The sequence below is a fragment of the Desulfacinum infernum DSM 9756 genome, assembly GCF_900129305.1.
GTDB classification, from domain to species: Bacteria; Desulfobacterota; Syntrophobacteria; order Syntrophobacterales; family DSM-9756; genus Desulfacinum; species Desulfacinum infernum.
In genome coordinates this window covers 1-20,200 of sequence record NZ_FQVB01000038.1, presented here as the reverse complement: position 1 = coordinate 20,200, position 20,200 = coordinate 1, and the positions used below count along the sequence as shown (strand labels likewise).

Genomic DNA, 20,200 nt, shown 5'->3' with positions numbered 1-20,200 from the left:
GATCGATAATCCGGGGTGCGGGACAGGGGATAGAGGGTATGGCTGTGAACTCCGCTCTTTCCTTGGGGTGGCTGACAGGGGATCCCAAAGGTCGACGGCCGGGCACTGGAGGCTCCCCATCGGGAGCTCTCGTGGTTATTGTGAATGAGAACCGCGAAGGAAGGTAAATAATCGCTGATGGATCAGACGGCGGGGCGCGGGCCGGCCGCCGAGGTTTCCCATCGACGTTTGAAGGAGGACGCTTCTCGGATAACGGCTCACGGTTTACGGACCATGGACTGGGGACTACGGAAAAAGGAGTGAGGCCATGAAGATTCTGATTACGGGTGGTTTGGGGTTTGTGGGAACTCAGCTTTCCAAGCGGCTTCTGGAACAGGGCCATCAGATCACCGTGGTGGATCACGCTCCGGAGCCGCGCCCCTACACGCCGTCCCAGGTGCAATATCTATCGGCGGACACGACCCGGCCGGGAGCCTGGCAGGGGGCTGTTTCGGACCAAGACGTGGTGGTGAACCTGGCGGGCGCCTCCATTTTCCGCCGATGGAACGCCAAAACCAAAGAACTCATCTACAATTCCCGGATCCTCACCACGCGGAACCTGGTGGAGGCCTTCCCATCCGGGCGGGTGATCCATCTTCTCAGCGCATCGGCCGTGGGCTATTACGGCCCGTCCGGAGATGCCTTCCTTCAGGAAGGGGATCCTCCGGGCTCGGATTTCCTGGCCAAGGTCTGCTTGGACTGGGAAGCGGAGGCCTTCAAGGCGGCCGACAAGGGAGCGCGGGTGGTGGCCATGCGGTTCGGCATCATCCTGGGCAAGACCGGAGGAGCTCTGGGGCAGATGATCCCCGCCTTCAAGCGTTTCGTGGGCGGCCCGCTGGGACACGGGAGGCAGTGGTTTTCGTGGATTCACATGGAGGATCTTCTGGGAGCCATTCTGTTCGTGATGGAGCGGGAAAACATCCATGGCCCCGCCAACTTCTGTTCTCCCAACCCGGTGCGGAATGAAACCCTGGCCCGTGTTTTGGGGAAACTCCTGCATCGACCCACCTTCTTTCGAACCCCCGGTCTGATATTGAAGCTCGTCATGGGAGAATTCGGGTCCGTGCTCCTGGAGGGCCAACGCGTCTTTCCCGGCGTCCTGCTGAAAAACGGTTATTCTTTCCGTTATCCGAACATTGAGAAGGCGCTGGCGGAAGTCCTTGGATGAGCGCGCCCCAAGCCTCCATCTAGAGCCCACACAGCCCCCCATCACGGACGGGCCGAGGCGAAGAAGGATAAAGGAGGACTTTTCTGTCGGGGAGAATCACGATTCGCCCCGGCATTCATTCCGGTCGCAGGGCGGTGTCACAACGGGCACGTCGAAGGCCACACGCCTAGGAGCCTGTCCGAAAACGCCGGAGATGACCGCTTTTCTCGTAGCAGCCCTTTAGGGCTGCGGAAGACTGCCGGGCGTCGGATGGGCCATCGGCTATTGCCCGTCACTTCATGGGGGTGCGATGATCCTCTCCCGCGGGGCTGAAGCCCCGCGGTTACGAAGGGATCCCAAATCTCCGGCATCTTGAGCCGGAGAGCCATTGTCGGACAGGCTCCTAGGGGTGGAGCGGCCCCACGGCGTCTTCCACCGCCCGGATCAGCGATCCGTCTCGGATGAGACCGGTCATGGCTTCAATGTCCCTGGAAAGGACCCGGTCCCGGTCCAGATGGGGGATCACCTTTCGGATGCACTGGTAGGCCGCACAGGTGCCCTCCCCCGGCTTCATGTTGGTGAAAAGATCCAGGGCCTGGGCGGCGCACAGTAGTTCGATGGCGATCACATGCTCCGTATTCCGCACGATCTCCCGGGCCTTGCGCGCCGAAATGGTTCCCATGGACACGTGGTCTTCCTTGTTGGCCGAGGTGGGGATGGAATCCACACAGGCCGGGTGCGCCAGGGCCTTGTTTTCGGACACCAGGGCGGCGGCAGTGTATTGGGCAATCATGAACCCGGAATGGAGTCCTCCCTGATCCACCAGAAAGGCCGGTAGGCCGCTCAATTGAGGGTTCACCAGCCGCTCCACCCTCCGCTCGGAGATGTTGGCCAACTCCGCCACGGCCATGCCCATGAAGTCCATGGCCAGGGCCACGGGTTGGCCGTGAAAGTTGCCGCCCAGGAGGAACTGTTCGTCCTCGGCGAAGATGAGCGGGTTGTTGGTGGAGGAGTTCATCTCCGTTTCCACCACGGTGCGGCAGTAGTTCAGAGCGTCCTTGGTGGCTCCGTGCACCTGGGGGGAACAGCGCAGGGTGTAGGCGTCCTGGACGCGGGAACAGTCCTTGTGGGACGAGATGATGTCGCTGTTGTGGGTGATGCGTCGCATGTTTTCCGCCGCTTTGGCCTGGCCGGGATGGGGACGCACCTGATGGATCCGGGCATCGAATTCCGTGCGGCTCCCCATGAGCACTTCCAGGCTCATGGACGCGGCGATGTCGGCGGCCTTGGAAAGGCTGAGGGCATCGTGGAGGGCCAGGGCACCGATGGCCGTCATGAGCTGGGTGCCGTTGGCGAGCGCCAGCCCCTCGCAGGCTTCCAGTTCCAAGGGCTCGAGACCGGCCCGGGCCAGGGCCTCCGCACCCGACATGCGTTCCCCCTGGTACCTGGCCTCTCCCATGCCGATGAGCACCAGGCTCATGTGCGCCAGGGGAGCCAGATCGCCGCTGGCCCCCACGGAACCTTTTTCCGGGACCACGGGGAGGATCCCCGCATTGAGCACTTCCAGCAAGCGGCGGGTGGTCTCCGGCCGGATGCCGGAATGGCCCCGGGCCAGATCCTTGAGTCGCAATGCCATCAGCGCCCGCACTTCGTCGTCGGGAAGCTCGGGGCCCACGCCCGCCGAATGGCTCATGAGGATGTTGCGCTGAAGCGTCCGGGCTTCCTCCTTGGAGATGATCACATCACTCAAGGCACCGAACCCGGTGGTGACCCCGTAGATCACCCGTTCTTCCTGCACCCAACGGTCAATGAGGGCCCGCGCCCTCTCCAACCGATTCCAGGATTCGTCGTCTAAGGAGACCCGGGCGCCTTCCCGGGCCACCGCCACCAGTTCCTCCAGGGACATCCCGTCCTGTCCCAGCACCACCTGACGCATGACGAGCCGTTACTCCTTTCGTCCGGTTTGCAGGCGTCCCACCAGATAGCCGTCCATGATGAGATGGATCACGTGATGACAAACGCAAAAAACGAGAGCTTCCCCGTATTGGGGGAAAAGGGCCGTCTGGATGAGCACGGAAAGAGGAAGCGTCTTTTGACTGCCCATGAAAAGAACGGATTCCAACCGCCCTCGGCCCAGGCCCAGGAGACGCCCCAGAGCGGCAGCCGCAGCCAGCAGGCCCAAATGAAATCCTGCCACCAGGAGCACCACCGACGGCAAAAGATGCAGCCCGTTCACAATGGTGGGCCTGGACTTGGAAACGGCGATCCACACAATCGCCAGGATGAAGCAGCCGTTCACCACGTTGGGATTGATGCCGCGGCGTTTGTAGAAACCCTGGAACGTGGGGCGCACGAGGATCCCCAGGCCCAGGGGCAGAGCCACCAGTTTGGCCATCTTGACCATGAGGGCCGTCTTGTTGATGAGGACCCCAGCCGCCCCGGCCGCATCCCCCACCAGGAAGGTGAGCACCACCGGCACCGTGAAGATGGCCGAAAAATTGGCCAGCAGGGTGATCATGAGCGCATTGGCCATGTTTCCGCCTGCAGCGCCGGTCATCACCACGCCGCTGCTGAGCGTGGTGGGCATGGCCGCCACCAGGAAAAGACCGATCATCAGGCCGGGATGCAGCGGAAGGCGGCCCAGGACCAGGGCCCACAGAGGGGAAACCACGAAGATGACGGCCAGGGCCGTCGCAGTGGCCCGCCAGTCGGAGAGCCCGGATCGGACCTGCTCCGTCTGAAGCGCCGTACCGGAGAAGAAAAAGATGGCGAAGATCACCAGATCCGGTCCCCTGTGAGCCTGAAGCCAACGGCCCACCTGGGCCAACGTCTCGGTTCGATCCGCCACCGTGAGGCCCGATACCAGGATGAGCCCCGTGAGGAACCAGTACTTTTTGAGGAAGGATCGCACCGCTGCCGCCTCCATTCGCCTTTACCCTACCGTCTTGGTGTGATTTTCAAGCGGGGACGGCCGGTTGGCCGCCCGAAGGTCCCAAAAGCGCATCTATACGCCAGGAAACGCAGCGAGTCCACTCTTGAATTTTCCAGGAGACTCCATTATTTAGAGAGGACGGTGCAGGGCCGGCCCGAACACCCTGCCCGCCGGACGCGAAACGAGCTCCGGGGTGACCCGCATTCCGCACGATCAGCAGCCACGGAAGAACAATCTTCAGGCTCCCGCTCTCAGCTATTCACCCCGTGACGCGTCTTGGGGAACGGTGGTCCCCTACTCCCCATCCTCCCGCAGGGATCCAGGGAACTTTCTTGTAGGGATCGAATGGCGATATTCGGTCGGCGAGGGGGTTATGCGCGATTTCGGATCAGGATCGGTTCAGAAGACCCATCTGCATCCCGTCCAGGGATTCGGAGGGGCGGTGGCCACGGAACATTATCTTTCCGCTGAGGCCGCCGTGGAAATTTTCAGGAAGGGGGGTAACGCCTTCGATGCCGCCGCGGCGGCCACGTTCGTGGAAGGCCTGGTGAATCCCCACATGTTCACCCTCGGGGGCGAATGCCCCATGCTGCTTTATTCCGCAGCCCAGGACCGGGTCTTTTCGGTCAACGGCAACACGCAGGCCCCGAAGCGGGCGACCCTGGAAGCCTACCGCCAAAGGGGGCTGGATCTTCTGCCTCCCAAGGGGGCGGAGGTGGCCGGAACACCGGCGGCCGTGGCGGCGCTTCTGGACATGCTGGCCCCCTTCGGGAGCCTTCCGCTCTCCGAAATTCTCCAGCCTGCCCGCCGGTTGGCATTTGATGGCTTTCCCGTGCACCGGGGCCTGGTCCACATGCCCAAGTTCGGCATCCGCGAAAACGCCCGATTTTTCGCCGAGCGATGGACGGAGACCGCCCGTCTCTATATGACCGCCGATCACCAACCTCTTCCGGTGGGATCGCGCTTGGTCAACACCGCCTATGGTCAGGTCCTGGACGCCCTCCTGGATGCCGCCGCCGGGCACGGGGAAGACCGGGTACGGGGGATCCGGGCGGCCCGGGACGCCTTCTACCGCGGCGACATCGCCCGGGAAATGGAACGATTCGTCCAGGAAAGGGACGGATTCCTCACCATGGCCGATCTGGCCGGATATGAGACCCTGTTCGAAGAACCGGTCTTCGTGGATTTTCGAAACACCCGGGTCTTCAAGTGCGGCCCCTGGTCCCAGGGCCCCGTCTTTTTGCAGATGCTTCGCCTTCTGGACGGCTTCGACCTCCCCTCCATGGGACACAACAGCGCCGATTATCTCCATACCTGGACGGAAGCGGCCAAACTCGCCTTCGCCGACCGGGAGCAGTATTACGCCGATCCGCGGTTTGTGGACGTGCCCCTGGGCACCCTGCTGAGCGCGGCTTACGCCGAAACGCGCCGTGCCCTGATCGATCCGCGCAGGGCCGACACCCATCACCGGCCGGGCGATCCGGTCGCCGGGCGGCCCCTCTTGGACCCCGAGAGGGTCTTTGTCTGGAAGAGCTGGGGATACGGCACGGTCCATGTGGCCGCGGCGGATGCGGAAGGCAACCTGGCGGCCCTCACGCCCAGCGGCGGCTGGATCTGCGGAAACGAGGTGGTGCCTTCCCTCGGGTTCCCCTTGGGAACGCGCCTTCAGACCTTTTATCTGGATCCGGCCCACCCCAACGCCGCCGCTCCCGGTAAGCGCCCCCGCACCACCCTGACCCCGTCCCTGGCTTTTCGGGACGGCCGCCCCTGGATGGCCTTCGGCACCATGGGTGGAGACCAGCAGGACCAGTGGACCATCCAGTTTTTCCTCAACCGGGTGGTGTTCGGCATGGACATGCAGGAGGCCCTGGAAGCGCCCAAGGTCTGTTCCGATCACTTCCCGGGCACCTTCCATCCTCATGAAGCGCAACCGGGGGTTCTCCGGGTGGAATCGCGCATTCCGGAGGCGGTGCGAGACGAACTGCTGGCGCGGGGCCACAAGGTGGTGGTTACGGAGCCCTGGATTCTGGGCTTCGTGTGCGCCGTGGCCCGGGAAGACGACGGCCTTCTGGAAGCGGGAGCCGATCCCAGGGGCCACCGGGCCGCCGTCTTTCCATCCTGTGCCCTCGCTCTTTGAGCCCATTGGAGAAAGGAGGACAACGAAAAACCCATGCACTGGATAAGCAGGTTTTGTGACAGACTGGATTCCGTGAACCGGGCCGTGGGCCGGGGAGTCTCCTGGGTGGCGCTCCTCATGGTGCTGGTGGTCACCGTGGACGTGATCATGCGCTATCTTTTCAAGATCACGTTCGTGTTCGTCCAGGAGCTGGAATGGCACCTTTTCGGTGTGCTCTTTCTCATCGGTGCCGGCTACACCCTGCTCTACGACGACCACGTGCGCGTGGACGTCTTCTACCAACGCTTCAGCAAGAAGACCCAGGCCTGGATCAACTTCCTCGGCGCCCTCCTGGCGCTCTTTCCCGGTTGTTACCTCATCATCGTCACCTCCTGGCAGTTCGTCATGAATTCCTGGGCGGTGAACGAGGGTTCCCCCGACCCGGGAGGACTGCCGGCACGCTACATCCTGAAGGCCATGATCCCCATCGGTTTCGCACTGGTGGCCCTGCAGGGGATTCCCCTGACCCTTCGAAGCCTCATGGTCATTTTAGGGATTGAATCGGACTTCCGTCCTGAAAGGAAGGAGGGCGCGCACTGATGATGGAATCCCTTCCCGGAATCATGTTTCTTGTCCTCACCATCCTCCTCATGTTCGGCTTTCCCGTGGCCTTCACCCTGCTGGGAACCGCCCTGTGCTTCGGCCTGATCGGCTTCGGATGGGACTTCTTCAACCTGCTGCCCCTGCGGATCTGGGGTGTGATGACCAATTTCACGCTTTTGGCCGTGCCCCTTTTCGTCTTCATGGGGGTGATGCTGGAACGGAGCGGGATCGCCGAGGAGCTTTTGGAAACCATGGCGCTCCTTTTCGGGCGCATGCGGGGTGGGCTGGCCATCTCGGTGGTGGTGGTAGGGGCCCTGCTGGGCGCCTCCACGGGTATCGTGGGCGCCACGGTGGTCACCATGGGACTGCTGAGCCTTCCCACCATGTTGCGGCGGGGTTACCAGCCCGAACTGGCCACGGGCACCATCTCCGCTTCGGGGACCCTGGGGCAGATCATCCCGCCCAGCATCGTTCTGGTTCTCCTGGGAGACATCATCGGCGTGTCGGTGGGGGATCTTTTCATCGGCGCCGTCATCCCAGGCCTGGTGCTGGTGGTTCTTTACATCATCTACATCACCGTGATCGCACGGATCAAACCGAAGTGGGCCCCCCTGATCCCCAGGGAAGAATGGGACCAGATCCTGGAAGCCGGTCTCTTCAGGCGCGTAATGCGGGCCCTGGTCCCCCCGCTCTTTCTCATGGTGAGCGTGCTGGGGTCCATCTTCGCCGGCATCGCCTCCCCCACGGAAGCCGCCGCCGTGGGCGCAACGGGCTCCATGGTCCTGGCCGCCGCCAACAAGCGGTTCAACATGGAGATTCTGGCCCAAGTCATGCAAACCACCACGCGCCTCACTTGTATGGTCTTCATCATCCTGGTGGGCGCCGGCGCCTTCGGTCTCGTCTTCCGCGGACTCGGCGGCGACCACTGGGTGCGCAGCTACATCGAGCACATCCCCTACGGCAAGTGGGGCGTGCTCTTCATCTGCATGACCATCGTCTTCGTGATCGGATTCTTCCTGGACTTCATCGAGATCACCTTCATCCACATCCCGGTGCTGGCGCCTATCATGAAAGACATGGGCTTCGATCCCCTCTGGTTCGCCATCCTCTTCGCCGTGAATCTCCAGACGTCCTTCATGACGCCGCCCTTTGGATTCTCGCTCTTCTACCTCAAGGGGGTGGCGCCCCCGGAGATCACCACCGGCCACATCTACCGCGGGATCATTCCCTTTGTGATCCTGCAGCTAATGGGGTTGCTGACCCTGGTCTTCTTTCCGTCCTTCGCCACCTGGCTCCCCAGGGTGGTCTTCGGATCCTGAGAATCGAACCGCGGCGGCGCCTCCGGCACCTGGAAACGTGGGGGCGAATGGCCATTCGCCCCTACGCCTGCCTTCCCGAAAGGCAGTAACCCACCAGGCCGGCTACGATGAGAACCAGGCCCAGCCCGCCCAGAAGATCCGGCCAGGCTCCGGCAAGGAAGACGATCTCTCCCAGGAGCGAGAAAACCACCTCGCCGGCCTGGGTGGCGTCCACGGCCGCAATGGCCATGGGAGCGTGGGTGGCGTTGCGGGCGTGGTAGAAGAGGGACGTGGCGATGACCCCGGAGGAAAGGGCCACGAGGCCGGTCTGCAACCACTGGGTCGGCCCGGGTGCCGGCGGGAGAACGAACAGGGCCAGGACGACCCAGAAGGGAACGGATCCCAGGGTCATGAGAAAGACGCAGCTGGGAGCGTCTTCCAAAAGCCGGGATCGAAGGGCCGGTATGCGCCCCCGACCGCCGTGGCAGGCCGTGTTGAGCATCTGGTTCCCGGTGGGATAGGCCAAGGCGGCCACAAGAACGGGGAGGACGCCCAGGAGAGCCTCCCGAAGCCCCAGACCCCGCTGCACGTGTTCGGCGTTGACCAGGGCGATGCCCAGGAAGATGGCCACGGCGAAGAGCACCCCACGGACCGGAACCCGGCGGCCGAAGGCCGCCAGGACAACGGGCGTGGCCAGGATGGTGGCCTGCCACGTGGCGGCGATCACCCAACCGGGGGCATGATCGGCGGCGAAGCACAAGGCCGCATAGAAGACGCCGAATCCGATGCCGCCCGCCACACACCAGAAGACGAGGTGGGAGGCGAAGAGCCTGAAAAGGTTTTTCAGTCGACCGGGACCGTGCCGCACCGTGATCCAGCACGTCAGGATGCCGATCATGTAGAGGTACCGGAGGGATGCAGACCAGAACCAGTGACCGCCCCCCAGGCTCATGGATCGGTTCAGGATGAAGGTGGCGCTGAAAAAGGCGGAGGCCGCCAGCCCCAACAGGACGAGTCGAACCATGGATCTATCCTTTACGGTTTGCGAGAAACGGGCAGTCCCGAGAGATAGTGCTTTATAGCACAACGTTTGCCATTTCAAAACAACCGTGCTAGATAAGAGGCTCACTCACGCGGCATTCGGCATGTTCTCTGAATCCTCGTCCCGGAACTCGCCTCTTCCCGTGCAGTCTGTCACGTTCACACAGGCGACCAACCCCACACGAGTGCCGCGGCAAAGTCAATTAGTCGTGATTTTGGTGTCACCGTGACCTTGGGGATCCTCGTGTCCCAAGAGTCGCACCCCTTCACGGTATGTGAGGTCCTATCCAACCAAGATCCACGCAAGAGGAGGAACGAATGGACAGAAGAAACTTCCTGAAGAAGGTGGGCGTCGGTACGGCAGCGGCCGCAGCGGCCACCACGGTGAACGCCCCTTACGTGTGGCCCAAAGGCAAGACGTACCTATGGCGCATGGTGACCACGTGGCCGCCCGAACTGCCGGTGCTTCAGACGGGTGCGGTGCGCTTTGCCAAGCGCGTGGAGGAAATGAGCGAGGGGCGTATCAAGATCGAGGTCTATGCGGGCGGCGAACTGGTCCCGCCTCTCGGCACCTTCGATGCCGTTAGTCAGGGTACCGTGGAATGCGGAAGCGGTGCCTCCTACTACTGGGCCGGCAAGACCCCGGCCGCCCAGTGGTTCTCGGCGGTTCCCTTCGGCCTGAACGCCCAGGGCAACAACGCCTGGTTCTATTCGGGCGGCGGCCTTCAGCTTTGGGAAGAAGTCTACGCTCCCTTCAACGTGGTGCCCCGACCCCAGGGCAATACCGGCGTGCAGATGGGCGGTTGGTTCAACAAGAAGATCAACACCATCGACGACTACAAGGGCCTGAAGATGCGCATCCCCGGCCTGGGAGGCAAGGTGGTGGCCAAGGCGGGCGGCACCGTGGTGCTCTTGGCGGGCGGGGAGATCTACACTTCGCTGGAACGCGGCGTGATCGACGCCACCGAGTGGGTGGGCCCGCTCCACGACCTGCGCATGGGATTCTATCAGGCGGCCAAGTACTATTATTATCCGGGCTGGCACGAACCCGGCACCACCCTGGAGGTGATCTTCAACAAGAAGGCCTACGACAGCCTGCCCAAGGATCTGCAGGCCGTGATCGATGCCGCCGCGGCCGAGACCAACCTGTGGAGTCTATGCGAGTTCGAATCCCAAAATGGGGCGGCTCTTCAGACCCTGGTCAACGAACACAAGGTCCAGCTGGTCCGCTTCCCCGATGAGGTCTTGAAGGCGCTTCGAAAGCTTGCCGACGAGACCATCGAGGAGGAGGCCGACAAGGACCCCATGGCCCGCAAGGTCCACGAGGCCTTCAAGGCCTTCAAGGCCAAGGTAGGCGCTTGGGGAACGGTTTCCGAGGGGGCTTACTATAACGCCATCGGCTGACCCATCCCTTAGCGGCGACCAGGTTAGACTTCCTTCCGTGCATAGGAAAGCCCCCGCTTCGGCGGGGGTTTTTGTATTGGATCCCTGCTTGCGCGGGGATGACGAATGGGTGTTGAACCGCGCCAATCGGTTATGGTCAGACAGGCTTCTGCAAACTTCTCCGAAAACGCCAAGGAGGCCCGTTTTCCTCGTAGCGCAGCCCTTTAGGGCTGCGGAGGCCCCCCGAACGTCGGATGGCCATCGGATGTTGCCTGTCCCCCAATTGGGTTAGGATGGCCCCTTCCCGCAGGGCTGAAGCCCCACGGGTAAGAAAGAAGACAGATCCCTTGTCGGTTTCGGATAAACTCTAGGAGGCTGTCCGAAAACTCCGCCACCCGTCACTCCCGCGCAAGCGGGAGTCCATAACTTACTGGAAATTCTGGATCCCCGCTCCCCGTTCAAGCCGGGGACAAGCTTCGCGGGGATGACACATGGGCGTTGAACGGCGCAAATCTGCCATTCTCGGACAGGCTCCTAGGCCTCGTCCCTCTCCGGCTGCGACGGCGCCGCCTTCCCGCCGTCCAGGACCCGTCGGACGGTGGTGAGAAATTCCCCCAAGTCGTAGGGCTTCTTGATGAAGGCCTGACAACGCCTTTCCAGCCGCTCCTTCCTTGCAGGATGCACCCCTGCTCCGCTGGCGATCACTACGGGACAGGAAACGCCCCGCCGGCGCAACTCCTCCAAACATGCGTCCCCCCCCAGGGTGGGCATGAGCAGATCCAGCACAATCAGGGAAATCTTATCCCGCTCCCGCTCCAGCACTTCCAGCGCCGACGCCCCGTCCAGGGCCTTCAGCACGTGATAGCCCTTTTCCCTCAATGCGTTTTCAGCCAGTTCCAGGATCGGCAGTTCGTCATCCACGATCAGGATGGTTTCGCGCCCCCCTGGCAAGTCCACTCCGAAGGCCCCCGCCTCGTCTCCTTCTTGAAACTCCCTGGCTGTCGGCAGCAGGATTTCGAATCGAGTGCCCTTGCCCGGTTTGCTGGAGCAACGAATATGTCCCCGATGGTTCCGAACGATCCCGTACACCATGGCCAGGCCCAGGCCGGTGCCCTCTCCCACCCCTTTGGTAGTGAAAAAGGGCTCAAAGATGTGCTGGCACGTCTCCGGATCCATTCCGCAACCCGTATCCCACACGGACAGGCGGATATAAATCCCCGGCTTCAAAAAATCCTCGGCCCCCTCCCCTTCCGTTTCTTGTATTTCCTCCACAGCCGTCTCGATCCCCAGTTCCCCCCCTTCGGGCATGGCGTCCTTGGCATTGATGGCCAGGTTCATGATGACCTGTTCCATCTGGGTCGGGTCGATGAGAGCCGGCGGCAGCTCGGGAGCCAGGTTTGCCCGGATTCGGATGGTTTTCGGAAGAGTCCTTTCCAGAATGCCTTGCAGAGACCGGACTTCGCGGTTCAGGTCCGTGGGGCGCGGATGGGTTTCCATGCGCCGACTGAAGGTGAGCAATCCCTGGGTGAGATCGGCCCCCCGCCGAGCGGCCTGCCGAATCCTTTCCGCGCTCTTTCGGACGCGATCATCATCTCCGCAGCGCATGAGCAGCAGTTCGGAAAATCCGTGAATGGTTTGCAGCAGGTTGTTGAAGTCGTGGGCGATCCCGCCCGCCAGAACCCCGATGGCTTCCAGCTTCTGGGCGTGCATCAGGCGCTGCTCCAGGTTCTTTCTTTCCGTAATGTCCCGAAGGACCCCTTGAAGCACCCAGCGCCCCTGATGCATCACCAGGGAGGGGGATACCTCGGCGAGGAAGTATCTGCCGTCCTGTCTCCTCATGCGATAAGTGTTGGGAGGGGCATTGGGGGAAACCAGGCCTTGTTTCCGCCGCTCCAACGCCTCCATGGCACGCGGGCGGTCTTCCGGGTGGATAAGCCTCCAGATGTTGAGGTCCGCCAGTCCGCTATTGTCCGCACCGAATATTTCCAGGATCCGATCGTTATGGAAGATCAATCGCCCCGTTTCCATGTCCGCCATGAAAAAACCGTCCAGGGTGTTTTCCACCAGCGACCGGTATCGCTGCTCGCTTTCCGCCAGCGCCAGTTCGGCCTCTCTCCGCGCCGTGATGTCCCGCCCCACCCCGACGATGGCTTCCACCCGCCCGTCGGCATCCAACACGGCCATGTCCGCCCAGGCCAGCCATCTCCACCCGTGGCGAGTCATGGCTCTCTGTTCCACGTAACAGGTGTGCGGGGGGCGAAAGAGCTTTTGCATCTCCTTCAGCGTCTTTTCCCGGTCCTCTTCGTGGACCAGCGGCACAAAGCTTTGCCCCAGGAGCTCCTCTTCCTTCTTGCCGAAGAGGTCGCAGTAGGAGGGACTTACGAAGAGAAAGCGCCCATCCCGATCCACCTTGACCACCAGGTCCGTTTGGTGTTCCACGAGCAGACGGTATTTTTCCTCGCTCGCCCTGAGCTCCTCTTCGTACCTCCGCTGTTGTGTTACATCGCGGATAACCACCACCGATCCCGCCTCGGGCCCCTCGGGATCACTCAAAGGACGGCTCGTTACCTCCAGATGTTTTTCCAAGGCGGGCGAATAGAAATCCTTTCGGGACAAACAAAAGGGGTCCGATGACGGCGGATCGAACGACTCAGCGCTTTTCCCCGCCAATTCCAAGAACACCTCCCGCCACGGGCTGCCGATGAGACGCGTCCTTCGTCCATGGAAAAGGCTCTCCGCCGCCCTGTTGGCACGCTCCACCACGCCGTTTTCATCCACCACGAGGATGGCCTCATGGGTGGCATCGAAGGTCCGTTCCCAGTCCCGTGCCGTTTCGTGCCACTTGGACAGGGCCGCCGAAAGTCCCCGGGACATGGCCTGGAAAGCCTTCCACATGGCCCGGATCTCCTCGGCACCCCCTCGCCGGCCCCACGGCGCGGAGAGTTCCGGAGGCGACGTGCGGCACGCCTCCGCGGCGGAAAAGAGATCATCTTCGTTGGGGGTCAGCGCTTCCGCCTGCGCCTGGAGAACCCGTAACGGTTCGACGATGCGCCGGACAAAGACGATCCCGATCAAGGCGGCAAGAAGCACCGCCAAGGACATCCCGGCCGCCGCCGCGGCCCTCACATAGCCCAACGGGGACAGAGCCTTCTGCCTGGGCACCAACACGGCCAGGATCCATCCCGTTTCCGGCACCCGGCGGGCCGTCACCATCCACACCTCCTCGTCGCCGCCCATCCGAATTTCCTCGAAGGACCTCCCGCCATCGACCATCTTGAGAATCCGCCCGATGGACTCCATATCTTCGTAGCCCAGAACCATCTTCCGGTCGGGATGAATGATCCGCAGGCCCGCCGCCGTCCAAAGGACCACATGGCCACCTCCTTCCACAGCCAACGTCCGGAGGTGTCCGAAGGCATGGGGCGCCAACAGACGCACGGAGCAACCAAGCATGCCGAGAATCCCTCCCTGGGCGTCACGAAGGGGAGCGGCAATGGTGAGGACCGGCTCCCCGGTCCTTTGAGACCGATAGGGCACTCCGATGATCGTTTTTTTCTCCGCCATGCACTTCTTGAAGTAGTGCCGATGGCTGAAGTCCCGCCCGCGAAGATCCCGATGCGCGGGGTAGTCCGCCCAAAGCCTTCCCCGGGCATCCAGGACGAACATGCCGTTGTCGAAAAAGGCAAAAGTGTCCGTGAAGTCCCTCAAAGCCCTCTCCACCTGCGGGACCTCCCGCGGCGCCATCTCCTGCACGGGCAGCGCCTGGGCCATGAAGGTCACGTTTTGAACGGCACTGACCAGAAATTGGCTCACATGATGGACGCACGCTTCGGCTGTGCTGTAAAGCCCCCCCTGGATGCTTCTCAGCAACGTCCTTTCCAGGAAGATCAGATAGAGAATGCTCGACACCCCCACAATGATCGAGACGACTCCGGCGAGCAGGAGGCTTGTCTGCTGTTTCAGCGTCATGGGAGAGCTCCGGAAAAGCTGAGGCAACCTGGCGGATGCGGCATTTCCGGCAGAGCTTCCGAAAATGCCTCTGTTGTTTCTCCCTTGAGAGGATTTTCCAGCACGTTATGGGATCCCGCTTTCACGGGAGTGACGGGGTTGGGAATGCTCGAAGATTCTTTCAGTCCCGCCTTCAGACCACTTTCTCTCCTTGCGCCAACGCGTGCAGGCTGTCACGATCCAACAGGGTGATGGTCCGACCCTCCACGGAAAGGAGTTCCGCCCCGGAAAGCTTGGCAAATATCCTGGAGAGAGTTTCCGGGATCGTCCCCAGAAGACTCGCCAGCTGGGTCTTGGTCATGTCCAGTTCCACCCGGTCGCCGCCCCCGTTGCGGTCGGACAGATAGAGCAGATAGGCGGCGAGCCTGCCCGGGACTTCCTTGAGGGAAAGATCTTCGACCAAAGCGGCAAACCTACGCAGCCGCTTGGACAGGACGGCCAGCATCTCCAGGGCCAGATCCGCATCCTCGCGGACCAGCCTCACGAACCCGTCTCTCGGCACATAGAGAGCCGTGGATCTTGTCAGCGCTTCCGCATGGGCGGGATAAGCCCCGCCGGTAAAAACCGGTACCTCTCCGATGATTTCGCCTCCCTGGAAAAGGTGAAGTATCTGCTCCCGACCGTCCAGGGACACCTTGAAAACCTTGACCCGGCCCTCGATCAAGACGAAAAAGCCCTCCGCTTTCCTCCCCTGAAAAAAGAGCGCCTCGCCTTTCTGAAAGAGCCTCTCGCTGGAGATATGGGCAAGCCTTCGGAGTCGTTCGCTGTTGATTCCCTGAAAGAGCGGGACGCGGCCCAACATTTCCATGCGTCGTTCCCGACCATCCGGTTCCACAACCCTTCCCTCTTCACCGAGCGATTAAACCGTTGCCCCCACGCCATGCTGCGACAATGAAAGGTGCAACAAACCTTGGATAAAGAAGCGCTCGTCGGGCTGAACTCCTTTTCGCCATGGAGATGCCTGCGACGATTCGGATCCCAACGCGCCGTTCCCTTGGAACATCTTAACAATACTTATCTTATTTGGTTGTCAAAAGAAACACGTTTGACTCTCGGATCGCGACGCGCCTCGGGTTTCCCGAACATGGGGATGCTCGGGTCCTCTTTTCGGGTTGGATTCCCAGACCATGAATCCGGTGAGGGCCCGGCCCAGCGGGGAGGCCGGCCCGCCGGGAAGAATCGGCGAACCGGCCGTTGCAGTTGGGATCTTCCTCCTGCGCGAGGGAAAGGTACCTCAGGGAGCACAAGGTGGACGTTGAAGATCAAAAGTCTGCAAGATCCTCATCTTCGTCGAAAGGAATGGGCTGTTCCGGCTTCTTGACGGCTGGGGGAGCCGGGGCCTTTGTCCGTTGTTTCCCCGTCCAGGCACCGTTTCCCTTGCTGCCGGCGCCCTTTCTCACACCGCCGGAATGATCTTCCACCCTTGCGCCGCGCTTATGCCGCCTCCCGTTTTGGCCAACGATGGCCTGGAGTTCCAACACGAAATGCCGCATGCGTTCGGCCTGGTGGTTGAGCTCATTGGATGCGGATGCGGTCTCCTCGGCATGGGCCGCGTTTTGCTGGACGACCCGGTCCAGTTGCGCCACGGCCCTATTGATCTGTTCGATTCCTTCAGCCTGTTCGTTGCTCGCCGCGGCAATCTCCTCCACCAGCTCCCCGATCCTCCGACTTCCTCCTTCCACCTTGGCGAAGGCGCTATTGGTCTTGTCCACCAGGGAGGAGCAGTCCCGAACCTTTTTCACCGTGTCCTCGATGATCTCCGCCGTGCTGCGCGCGGCTTCCGCGGCGCGCATGGCCAGATTCCGCACTTCGTCGGCCACCACGGCGAACCCCGCACCGGCCTCTCCGGCCCGCGCCGCCTCGACGGCGGCATTGAGCGCCAGCAGGTTGGTCTGGAAGGCGATCTCGTCGATGGTCTTGATGATCTTCTGCGTCTCCTGGCTGGCGCTGGAGATGGCTTCGATGGCCGTGGTGAGCTCTGCCATGGCCCCCTTCGCCTCGTGCATATCCCGCCCCGACTCGCGCACAATGGCTTGGGCCTGGTTGGCGTTGTCGGCGTTCTGGCGGGTCATGGATGCCGTTTCTTCGAGCGCGGAAGATGTCTCTTCAATGGACGCCGCCTGATCCGACGTGCCTTCCGCGAGTGACTGGCCGGCCGCCGACACCTGGGCGGCCGCCGCCGCCACCTGCTCCGAGCCGGCATTCAGCCCATCGGTCACGTCCGTGATGGGCTTGGCGATGGATCGGGAAACGATCCAGGTCCCCGTGAGCCCCAGCAGGGCGAAAAGCCCAAGGACACCGAGGAAAGACAGCCTCAAGGAATTGACATCCGCCTGTATGTCGTCCACGTAAATACCGGAGCCCACGATCCATCCCCACGGGCTGAAGAGGCGCACGTAGGATATCTTGGGCACGGGCTTGTCCGAACCCGGCTTGGGCCACAGGTAATCCACAAAGCCTTCTCCGCTTTCCCTGCAGACTTTGACAAACTCGACGAAAAGGTGCTTGCCCTGCGGGTCCTTGAAATCACTCAAATCTTTCCCGTTCAGATCGGCCTTGATGGGGTGCAGGACCATCGCGGGCTTCAGGTCGTTGACCCAGAAGTAGTCACCGCCTCCGTAGCGCATGGCCGCGATCTGCTCCAACGCCGCCCTCTTCGCATCTTCTTCGCTCAGGACACCGGACTGGAACGAAGCGTGGTACTTTTCCAGGATGGAGTAGGCCACTTCCACCGCATGCCGGGTGGCGGTTCGTTTCTCCTGCATCATCCGGGATTCCACGTCCCACGCCACCCAGGCGAGCACCGCGGCGAAAGCCACCACGCCCCCCAGGCCCAGGAACAAGATCTTGGTCCTCAGTTTGATCCGCTTTTTTCCTTGTGCTCCCATGGCTCCCCCTCCGTCGAAAGATGTTCGAACTTCCTCTTGCCTTCTAAATCGGCAGGCGGGAACCGAATCTTGAGCGTAAAACTGGGAATTTTTGGAACCCCGTTCCGACCGAAGGGGCCTATCGGGTTACCTGGCTTCCCACCGGGGCCCGCGGCGGCGCGAGCCCCCGTCGTAAGTGGGAATCCGACCTAAGGGAACACGCCGGCATGTATGAAAAAGACAATCAGAGACAGGGAAAGGACGGACAGGAGCGTAGAGATGACGATCCCCGCCGAAGCCAGTTCCGGGTCGCTCTCCATCTGAGAGGAAAGGATGTAGATGGCCGTGGATGTGGGAAGGCAAAAGAAGATCATGGCCGTCTTCAGGGCCAACCCGCCCACATGGAAAAGTCTCAGCATGCCGTAGCCCACCGCGGGGAGGACAACCAGCTTGAGGCCGGCGGCCGCGAGGCTCGGCAGGATATGGTGCCGGAGTCTGCGGAAATCGAGCGATGCCCCGATGGAGAGGAGCGCCAAGGGCAGGCTTCCCCAGGCCATCAGCCGAAAAAGGGCTTCCACGGGTTTGGGAAACGGGGTGCCCAGACGGGCATAGAGAAAGCCCGACAGGCAGGCCAGAATCAGCGGATTATTGAGAACATTCTTTACGAAAAACCAAGGCGATCGGGCCCTGGAGACACTTTCCGAAAACCAGAGCAGGGTGCCCACGGCACATACGTTGATCACGGGAATGCACACGCTGATGATGAGGGCGAAATGGGCCACCGCACCTTCGCCCAGCGCCTCCAAAACCACGGCCATGCCAACGTAGGTGTTGAATCGATAACAACACTGGGAAAAAGCCCCCACCTGCCGTGCCGGCATGCGGGCAAGAACGGCAAAGCCCAGGCTCAGTCCATACACCAGGATCACCGCCGAAAGGGCCGCTCCGGCCGCGGCGGGGCTCAACCCGGCCGCATGGCCCGGCGTTCCGATCTTCCAAAAGAGCATGGCGGGGAAAAAGATGTAGTAGACGAGCCGATCGGAAACTCTGTGGAAATCGGGATCGGTCCACCCGGTCCGTCGGAGGGCGGCGCCCAAGGCGATGAGGGCGAAAACAGGAACGACACTTTCCCCAATCCCCCCCATGGCAGTCAACGCCCTCCTAGCACCACGGCGGCCGCTCCCCCGACCATCAACAGGCCGCCCGTAAACCTCCAGCCCAGATGCTCCTCTTTAAAAAGAAGGCCGCCGTAAATGAGTCCGAACAGAACACTCAACCGCTTCAAGGCGATCATGTAGGATGCCTGGGTCAGGGAGATGGCCCACACGTGGCACAACACATGGAGATAGTAGAAGAGCCCCACCAGCGCCCCCCTGCAGACGGAACCCCGGGACAGGAAAAACCGCCTGTCCACACGTCTGGACATGAACGCCCACAGCATAAGAAGAAAGTTCTGAAGTGGAAAGAAGAACATGCCGAAGAAGAGAGGAGAGGAGTGCAGGATCGCCTTCTTGCCCACGACGGCGGAAAGGCTGTAGATGCAAGCAACGGCGACCATCAGGATCGTGCCTTTTTCGGCGCGCATTGCCGAGAAGGGCCCCAGCAGGCCGTGACGCATCGAAGGAGCGTTCAGGAGATAGCCGCCCAGGACCACGGCCAGCATCCCGGCAACCGCCCATGGTGAAGGCACTTCCCCCAGGACCAGAAAGCCGGTCAGAATCATGAAGACCGGGGTGAAGGACAGGAAGGGGAGGGTCAGCGACAGCGGGGAGACACGGATGGCGGCCATGTAGAGGTAAAAACTGACGCAATTGAGCGGGATGGAAACGGCAAAGCTCCACCAAAACACGGCGTCCAATGGGGGCACGGTCACGAAGGGCAGACTTCCCAGAAATAGCGGGAGGCTGTAGGCGAGCGGGAAGGCGGCCATTTCCATTGTGCTTCGGTGACCGAAGAACCTCTTGGTCCAGGCATCGGTGGAAGCCGAGGCTCCGGCTGTCAGAAGGGAGAGAACCACCCATTTCATGGGAACGCCTCGAATGGAAGTGAATGGAACCGTTCAGTCCCGCGCCATCACGATCGGATGATTATGCGGCACAAAGCTCCCGGGTCTTCTTCCACACAACCCCGTCAGCCTCAGCAGACATCCGCGCCCCCTGGTCTGCCCCTCAAGGATAGCTTCATCGCCCGCCAGCCCATCCTGGACAGAAAACTCCGGATCTTCGGTTACGAAATCCTCTACAGGGAAACCCCCGACGACCAGGAAAGCCGCATCGTGGATGGAGACAGTGCCTCCCTGTCCGTCATCCGAAACCTCCTTCTTCTCACGGGAACCGATTCCTTTACCGGCGGGGTCAAGGCTTTCGTGAATTTCACGCAGAACCTGCTGCTCCAGGAAGCCCCCTACCCCAAGTTTGTCATCTATATGCTGCATAGTGCGACAGTGTACCGATTTTGCTCATCTAACTATCTGAAAGGTCGTTGATGAGGCCCCGAAAATTCGGTGTAGTGGTAGAAAAAGGGCAGCCCGCATTGACTCGCCTTCCCTCCTCATGCTAATGTCCTGCTACTATGTTCATTCGACGAGTCAGAAAAAAAGATCACCAAACGGGAACCACCTACTTCTACCACCAGTTGGTCGAGTCCTACAGGACTCCCAAGGGGCCTAGGCAGAGGACTCTTCTCAATTTGGGAAAGCTGGACCTCGAGCCCAAACAATTAAAAGGATTAGCAAATCGCATTGAAGAGATCCTCACCGGGCAACGC

General features: G+C 61.6%; 15 protein-coding genes. 7 read left to right on the top strand and 8 right to left on the bottom strand.

Annotated features, from left to right (window positions below):
* The first annotated feature begins 307 nt into the window (after nt 1-307).
* On the top strand, nt 308-1,207 hold the full coding sequence (locus BUB04_RS15615) for a TIGR01777 family oxidoreductase (RefSeq protein ID WP_073041185.1): 900 nt from the start codon (nt 308-310) through the stop codon (nt 1,205-1,207).
* A gap of 382 nt (nt 1,208-1,589) precedes the next feature.
* Here the strand turns inward: BUB04_RS15615 and hutH are convergent, their stop codons facing one another.
* Together hutH and BUB04_RS15605 are read right to left on the bottom strand one after the other, a co-directional pair.
* On the bottom strand, nt 1,590-3,122 hold the full coding sequence (gene hutH / locus BUB04_RS15610) for a histidine ammonia-lyase (RefSeq protein ID WP_073041183.1): 1,533 nt from the start codon (nt 3,120-3,122) through the stop codon (nt 1,590-1,592).
* Nucleotides 3,123-3,131: 9 nt separating this feature from the next.
* A complete protein-coding gene (locus tag BUB04_RS15605) occupies nt 3,132-4,112 on the bottom strand; it encodes a bile acid:sodium symporter (protein ID WP_073041181.1) in 981 nt (326 codons plus the stop codon).
* Nucleotides 4,113-4,491: 379 nt separating this feature from the next.
* On the opposite strand from BUB04_RS15605, the gene BUB04_RS15600 reads away from it, so the two are divergent.
* Genes BUB04_RS15600 through BUB04_RS15590 form a run of 3 tightly spaced genes read left to right on the top strand, consistent with a single transcriptional unit; the run spans nt 4,492 to nt 8,156 of the window.
* On the top strand, nt 4,492-6,255 hold the full coding sequence (locus BUB04_RS15600; protein WP_073041180.1) for a gamma-glutamyltransferase family protein: 1,764 nt from the start codon (nt 4,492-4,494) through the stop codon (nt 6,253-6,255).
* Nucleotides 6,256-6,288: 33 nt separating this feature from the next.
* Nucleotides 6,289-6,834: a TRAP transporter small permease subunit gene (locus BUB04_RS15595; RefSeq protein ID WP_073041178.1), complete on the top strand. Its 546-nt coding sequence runs from the start codon at nt 6,289-6,291 to the stop codon at nt 6,832-6,834.
* Nucleotides 6,834-8,156, top strand: coding sequence for a TRAP transporter large permease (locus BUB04_RS15590; protein ID WP_073041176.1), 1,323 nt, complete (start codon nt 6,834-6,836; stop codon nt 8,154-8,156). The genes BUB04_RS15595 and BUB04_RS15590 overlap by 1 nt, the downstream gene beginning before the upstream one ends.
* A gap of 61 nt (nt 8,157-8,217) precedes the next feature.
* On the opposite strand, the gene BUB04_RS15585 is transcribed toward BUB04_RS15590, so the two are convergent.
* The gene (locus BUB04_RS15585) at nt 8,218-9,159 is read right to left on the bottom strand and encodes a DMT family transporter (protein WP_073041174.1); all 942 of its coding nucleotides are present in this window, start codon (nt 9,157-9,159) and stop codon (nt 8,218-8,220) included.
* Between the two features lie 335 nt (nt 9,160-9,494).
* Between BUB04_RS15585 and BUB04_RS15580 the strand changes: the two genes are divergently transcribed.
* Nucleotides 9,495-10,580, top strand: coding sequence for a TRAP transporter substrate-binding protein (locus BUB04_RS15580; RefSeq protein WP_073041172.1), 1,086 nt, complete (start codon nt 9,495-9,497; stop codon nt 10,578-10,580).
* Nucleotides 10,581-11,093: 513 nt separating this feature from the next.
* Here the strand turns inward: BUB04_RS15580 and BUB04_RS15575 are convergent.
* The 5 genes from BUB04_RS15575 to BUB04_RS15555 all read right to left on the bottom strand — a co-directional run bounded on the left by BUB04_RS15575 (nt 11,094) and on the right by BUB04_RS15555 (nt 19,460).
* Nucleotides 11,094-14,528 carry a hybrid sensor histidine kinase/response regulator gene (locus tag BUB04_RS15575; RefSeq protein WP_073041170.1) on the bottom strand — a complete coding sequence of 1,145 codons (3,435 nt, stop codon included), beginning with the start codon at nt 14,526-14,528 and terminating at the stop codon, nt 11,094-11,096.
* A gap of 172 nt (nt 14,529-14,700) precedes the next feature.
* The gene (locus BUB04_RS15570) at nt 14,701-15,375 is read right to left on the bottom strand and encodes a Crp/Fnr family transcriptional regulator (protein WP_073041205.1); all 675 of its coding nucleotides are present in this window, start codon (nt 15,373-15,375) and stop codon (nt 14,701-14,703) included.
* Nucleotides 15,376-15,829: 454 nt separating this feature from the next.
* Nucleotides 15,830-17,455, bottom strand: a complete 1,626-nt coding sequence (locus tag BUB04_RS15565; RefSeq protein ID WP_073041168.1) for a cache domain-containing protein — start codon at nt 17,453-17,455, stop codon at nt 15,830-15,832.
* 188 nt (nt 17,456-17,643) lie between these two features.
* Nucleotides 17,644-18,579, bottom strand: coding sequence for an AEC family transporter (locus BUB04_RS15560; protein WP_073041166.1), 936 nt, complete (start codon nt 18,577-18,579; stop codon nt 17,644-17,646).
* Nucleotides 18,580-18,584: 5 nt separating this feature from the next.
* Nucleotides 18,585-19,460, bottom strand: coding sequence for an EamA family transporter (locus BUB04_RS15555; RefSeq protein ID WP_073041164.1), 876 nt, complete (start codon nt 19,458-19,460; stop codon nt 18,585-18,587).
* A gap of 63 nt (nt 19,461-19,523) precedes the next feature.
* Here BUB04_RS15555 and BUB04_RS15550 point away from each other — a divergent pair, with 63 nt between their 5' ends.
* Both BUB04_RS15550 and BUB04_RS20430 read left to right on the top strand, forming a co-directional pair.
* Nucleotides 19,524-19,919, top strand: coding sequence for a YuxH family protein (locus BUB04_RS15550; RefSeq protein WP_073041162.1), 396 nt, complete (start codon nt 19,524-19,526; stop codon nt 19,917-19,919).
* An 86-nt stretch (nt 19,920-20,005) separates the two neighbouring features.
* Nucleotides 20,006-20,200 (top strand): IS1634 family transposase N-terminal domain-related protein (locus tag BUB04_RS20430; RefSeq protein WP_492215224.1); only part of this gene is annotated, 195 nt, incomplete at its 3' end.

Bases quoted from the DNA above. Each gene is read 5' to 3' on its own strand.
- BUB04_RS15615 (WP_073041185.1), top strand. From the start codon at position 308: ATGAAGATTCTGATTACGGGTGGTTTGGGGTTTGTGGGAACTCAGCTT.
- hutH (WP_073041183.1), bottom strand. From the start codon at position 3,122: ATGCGTCAGGTGGTGCTGGGACAGGACGGGATGTCCCTGGAGGAACTG.
- BUB04_RS15605 (WP_073041181.1), bottom strand. From the start codon at position 4,112: ATGGAGGCGGCAGCGGTGCGATCCTTCCTCAAAAAGTACTGGTTCCTC.
- BUB04_RS15600 (WP_073041180.1), top strand. From the start codon at position 4,492: ATGCGCGATTTCGGATCAGGATCGGTTCAGAAGACCCATCTGCATCCC.
- BUB04_RS15595 (WP_073041178.1), top strand. From the start codon at position 6,289: ATGCACTGGATAAGCAGGTTTTGTGACAGACTGGATTCCGTGAACCGG.
- BUB04_RS15590 (WP_073041176.1), top strand. From the start codon at position 6,834: ATGATGGAATCCCTTCCCGGAATCATGTTTCTTGTCCTCACCATCCTC.
- BUB04_RS15585 (WP_073041174.1), bottom strand. From the start codon at position 9,159: ATGGTTCGACTCGTCCTGTTGGGGCTGGCGGCCTCCGCCTTTTTCAGC.
- BUB04_RS15580 (WP_073041172.1), top strand. From the start codon at position 9,495: ATGGACAGAAGAAACTTCCTGAAGAAGGTGGGCGTCGGTACGGCAGCG.
- BUB04_RS15575 (WP_073041170.1), bottom strand. From the start codon at position 14,528: ATGACGCTGAAACAGCAGACAAGCCTCCTGCTCGCCGGAGTCGTCTCG.
- BUB04_RS15570 (WP_073041205.1), bottom strand. From the start codon at position 15,375: ATGGAAATGTTGGGCCGCGTCCCGCTCTTTCAGGGAATCAACAGCGAA.
- BUB04_RS15565 (WP_073041168.1), bottom strand. From the start codon at position 17,455: ATGGGAGCACAAGGAAAAAAGCGGATCAAACTGAGGACCAAGATCTTG.
- BUB04_RS15560 (WP_073041166.1), bottom strand. From the start codon at position 18,579: ATGGGGGGGATTGGGGAAAGTGTCGTTCCTGTTTTCGCCCTCATCGCC.
- BUB04_RS15555 (WP_073041164.1), bottom strand. From the start codon at position 19,460: ATGAAATGGGTGGTTCTCTCCCTTCTGACAGCCGGAGCCTCGGCTTCC.
- BUB04_RS15550 (WP_073041162.1), top strand. From the start codon at position 19,524: ATGCGGCACAAAGCTCCCGGGTCTTCTTCCACACAACCCCGTCAGCCT.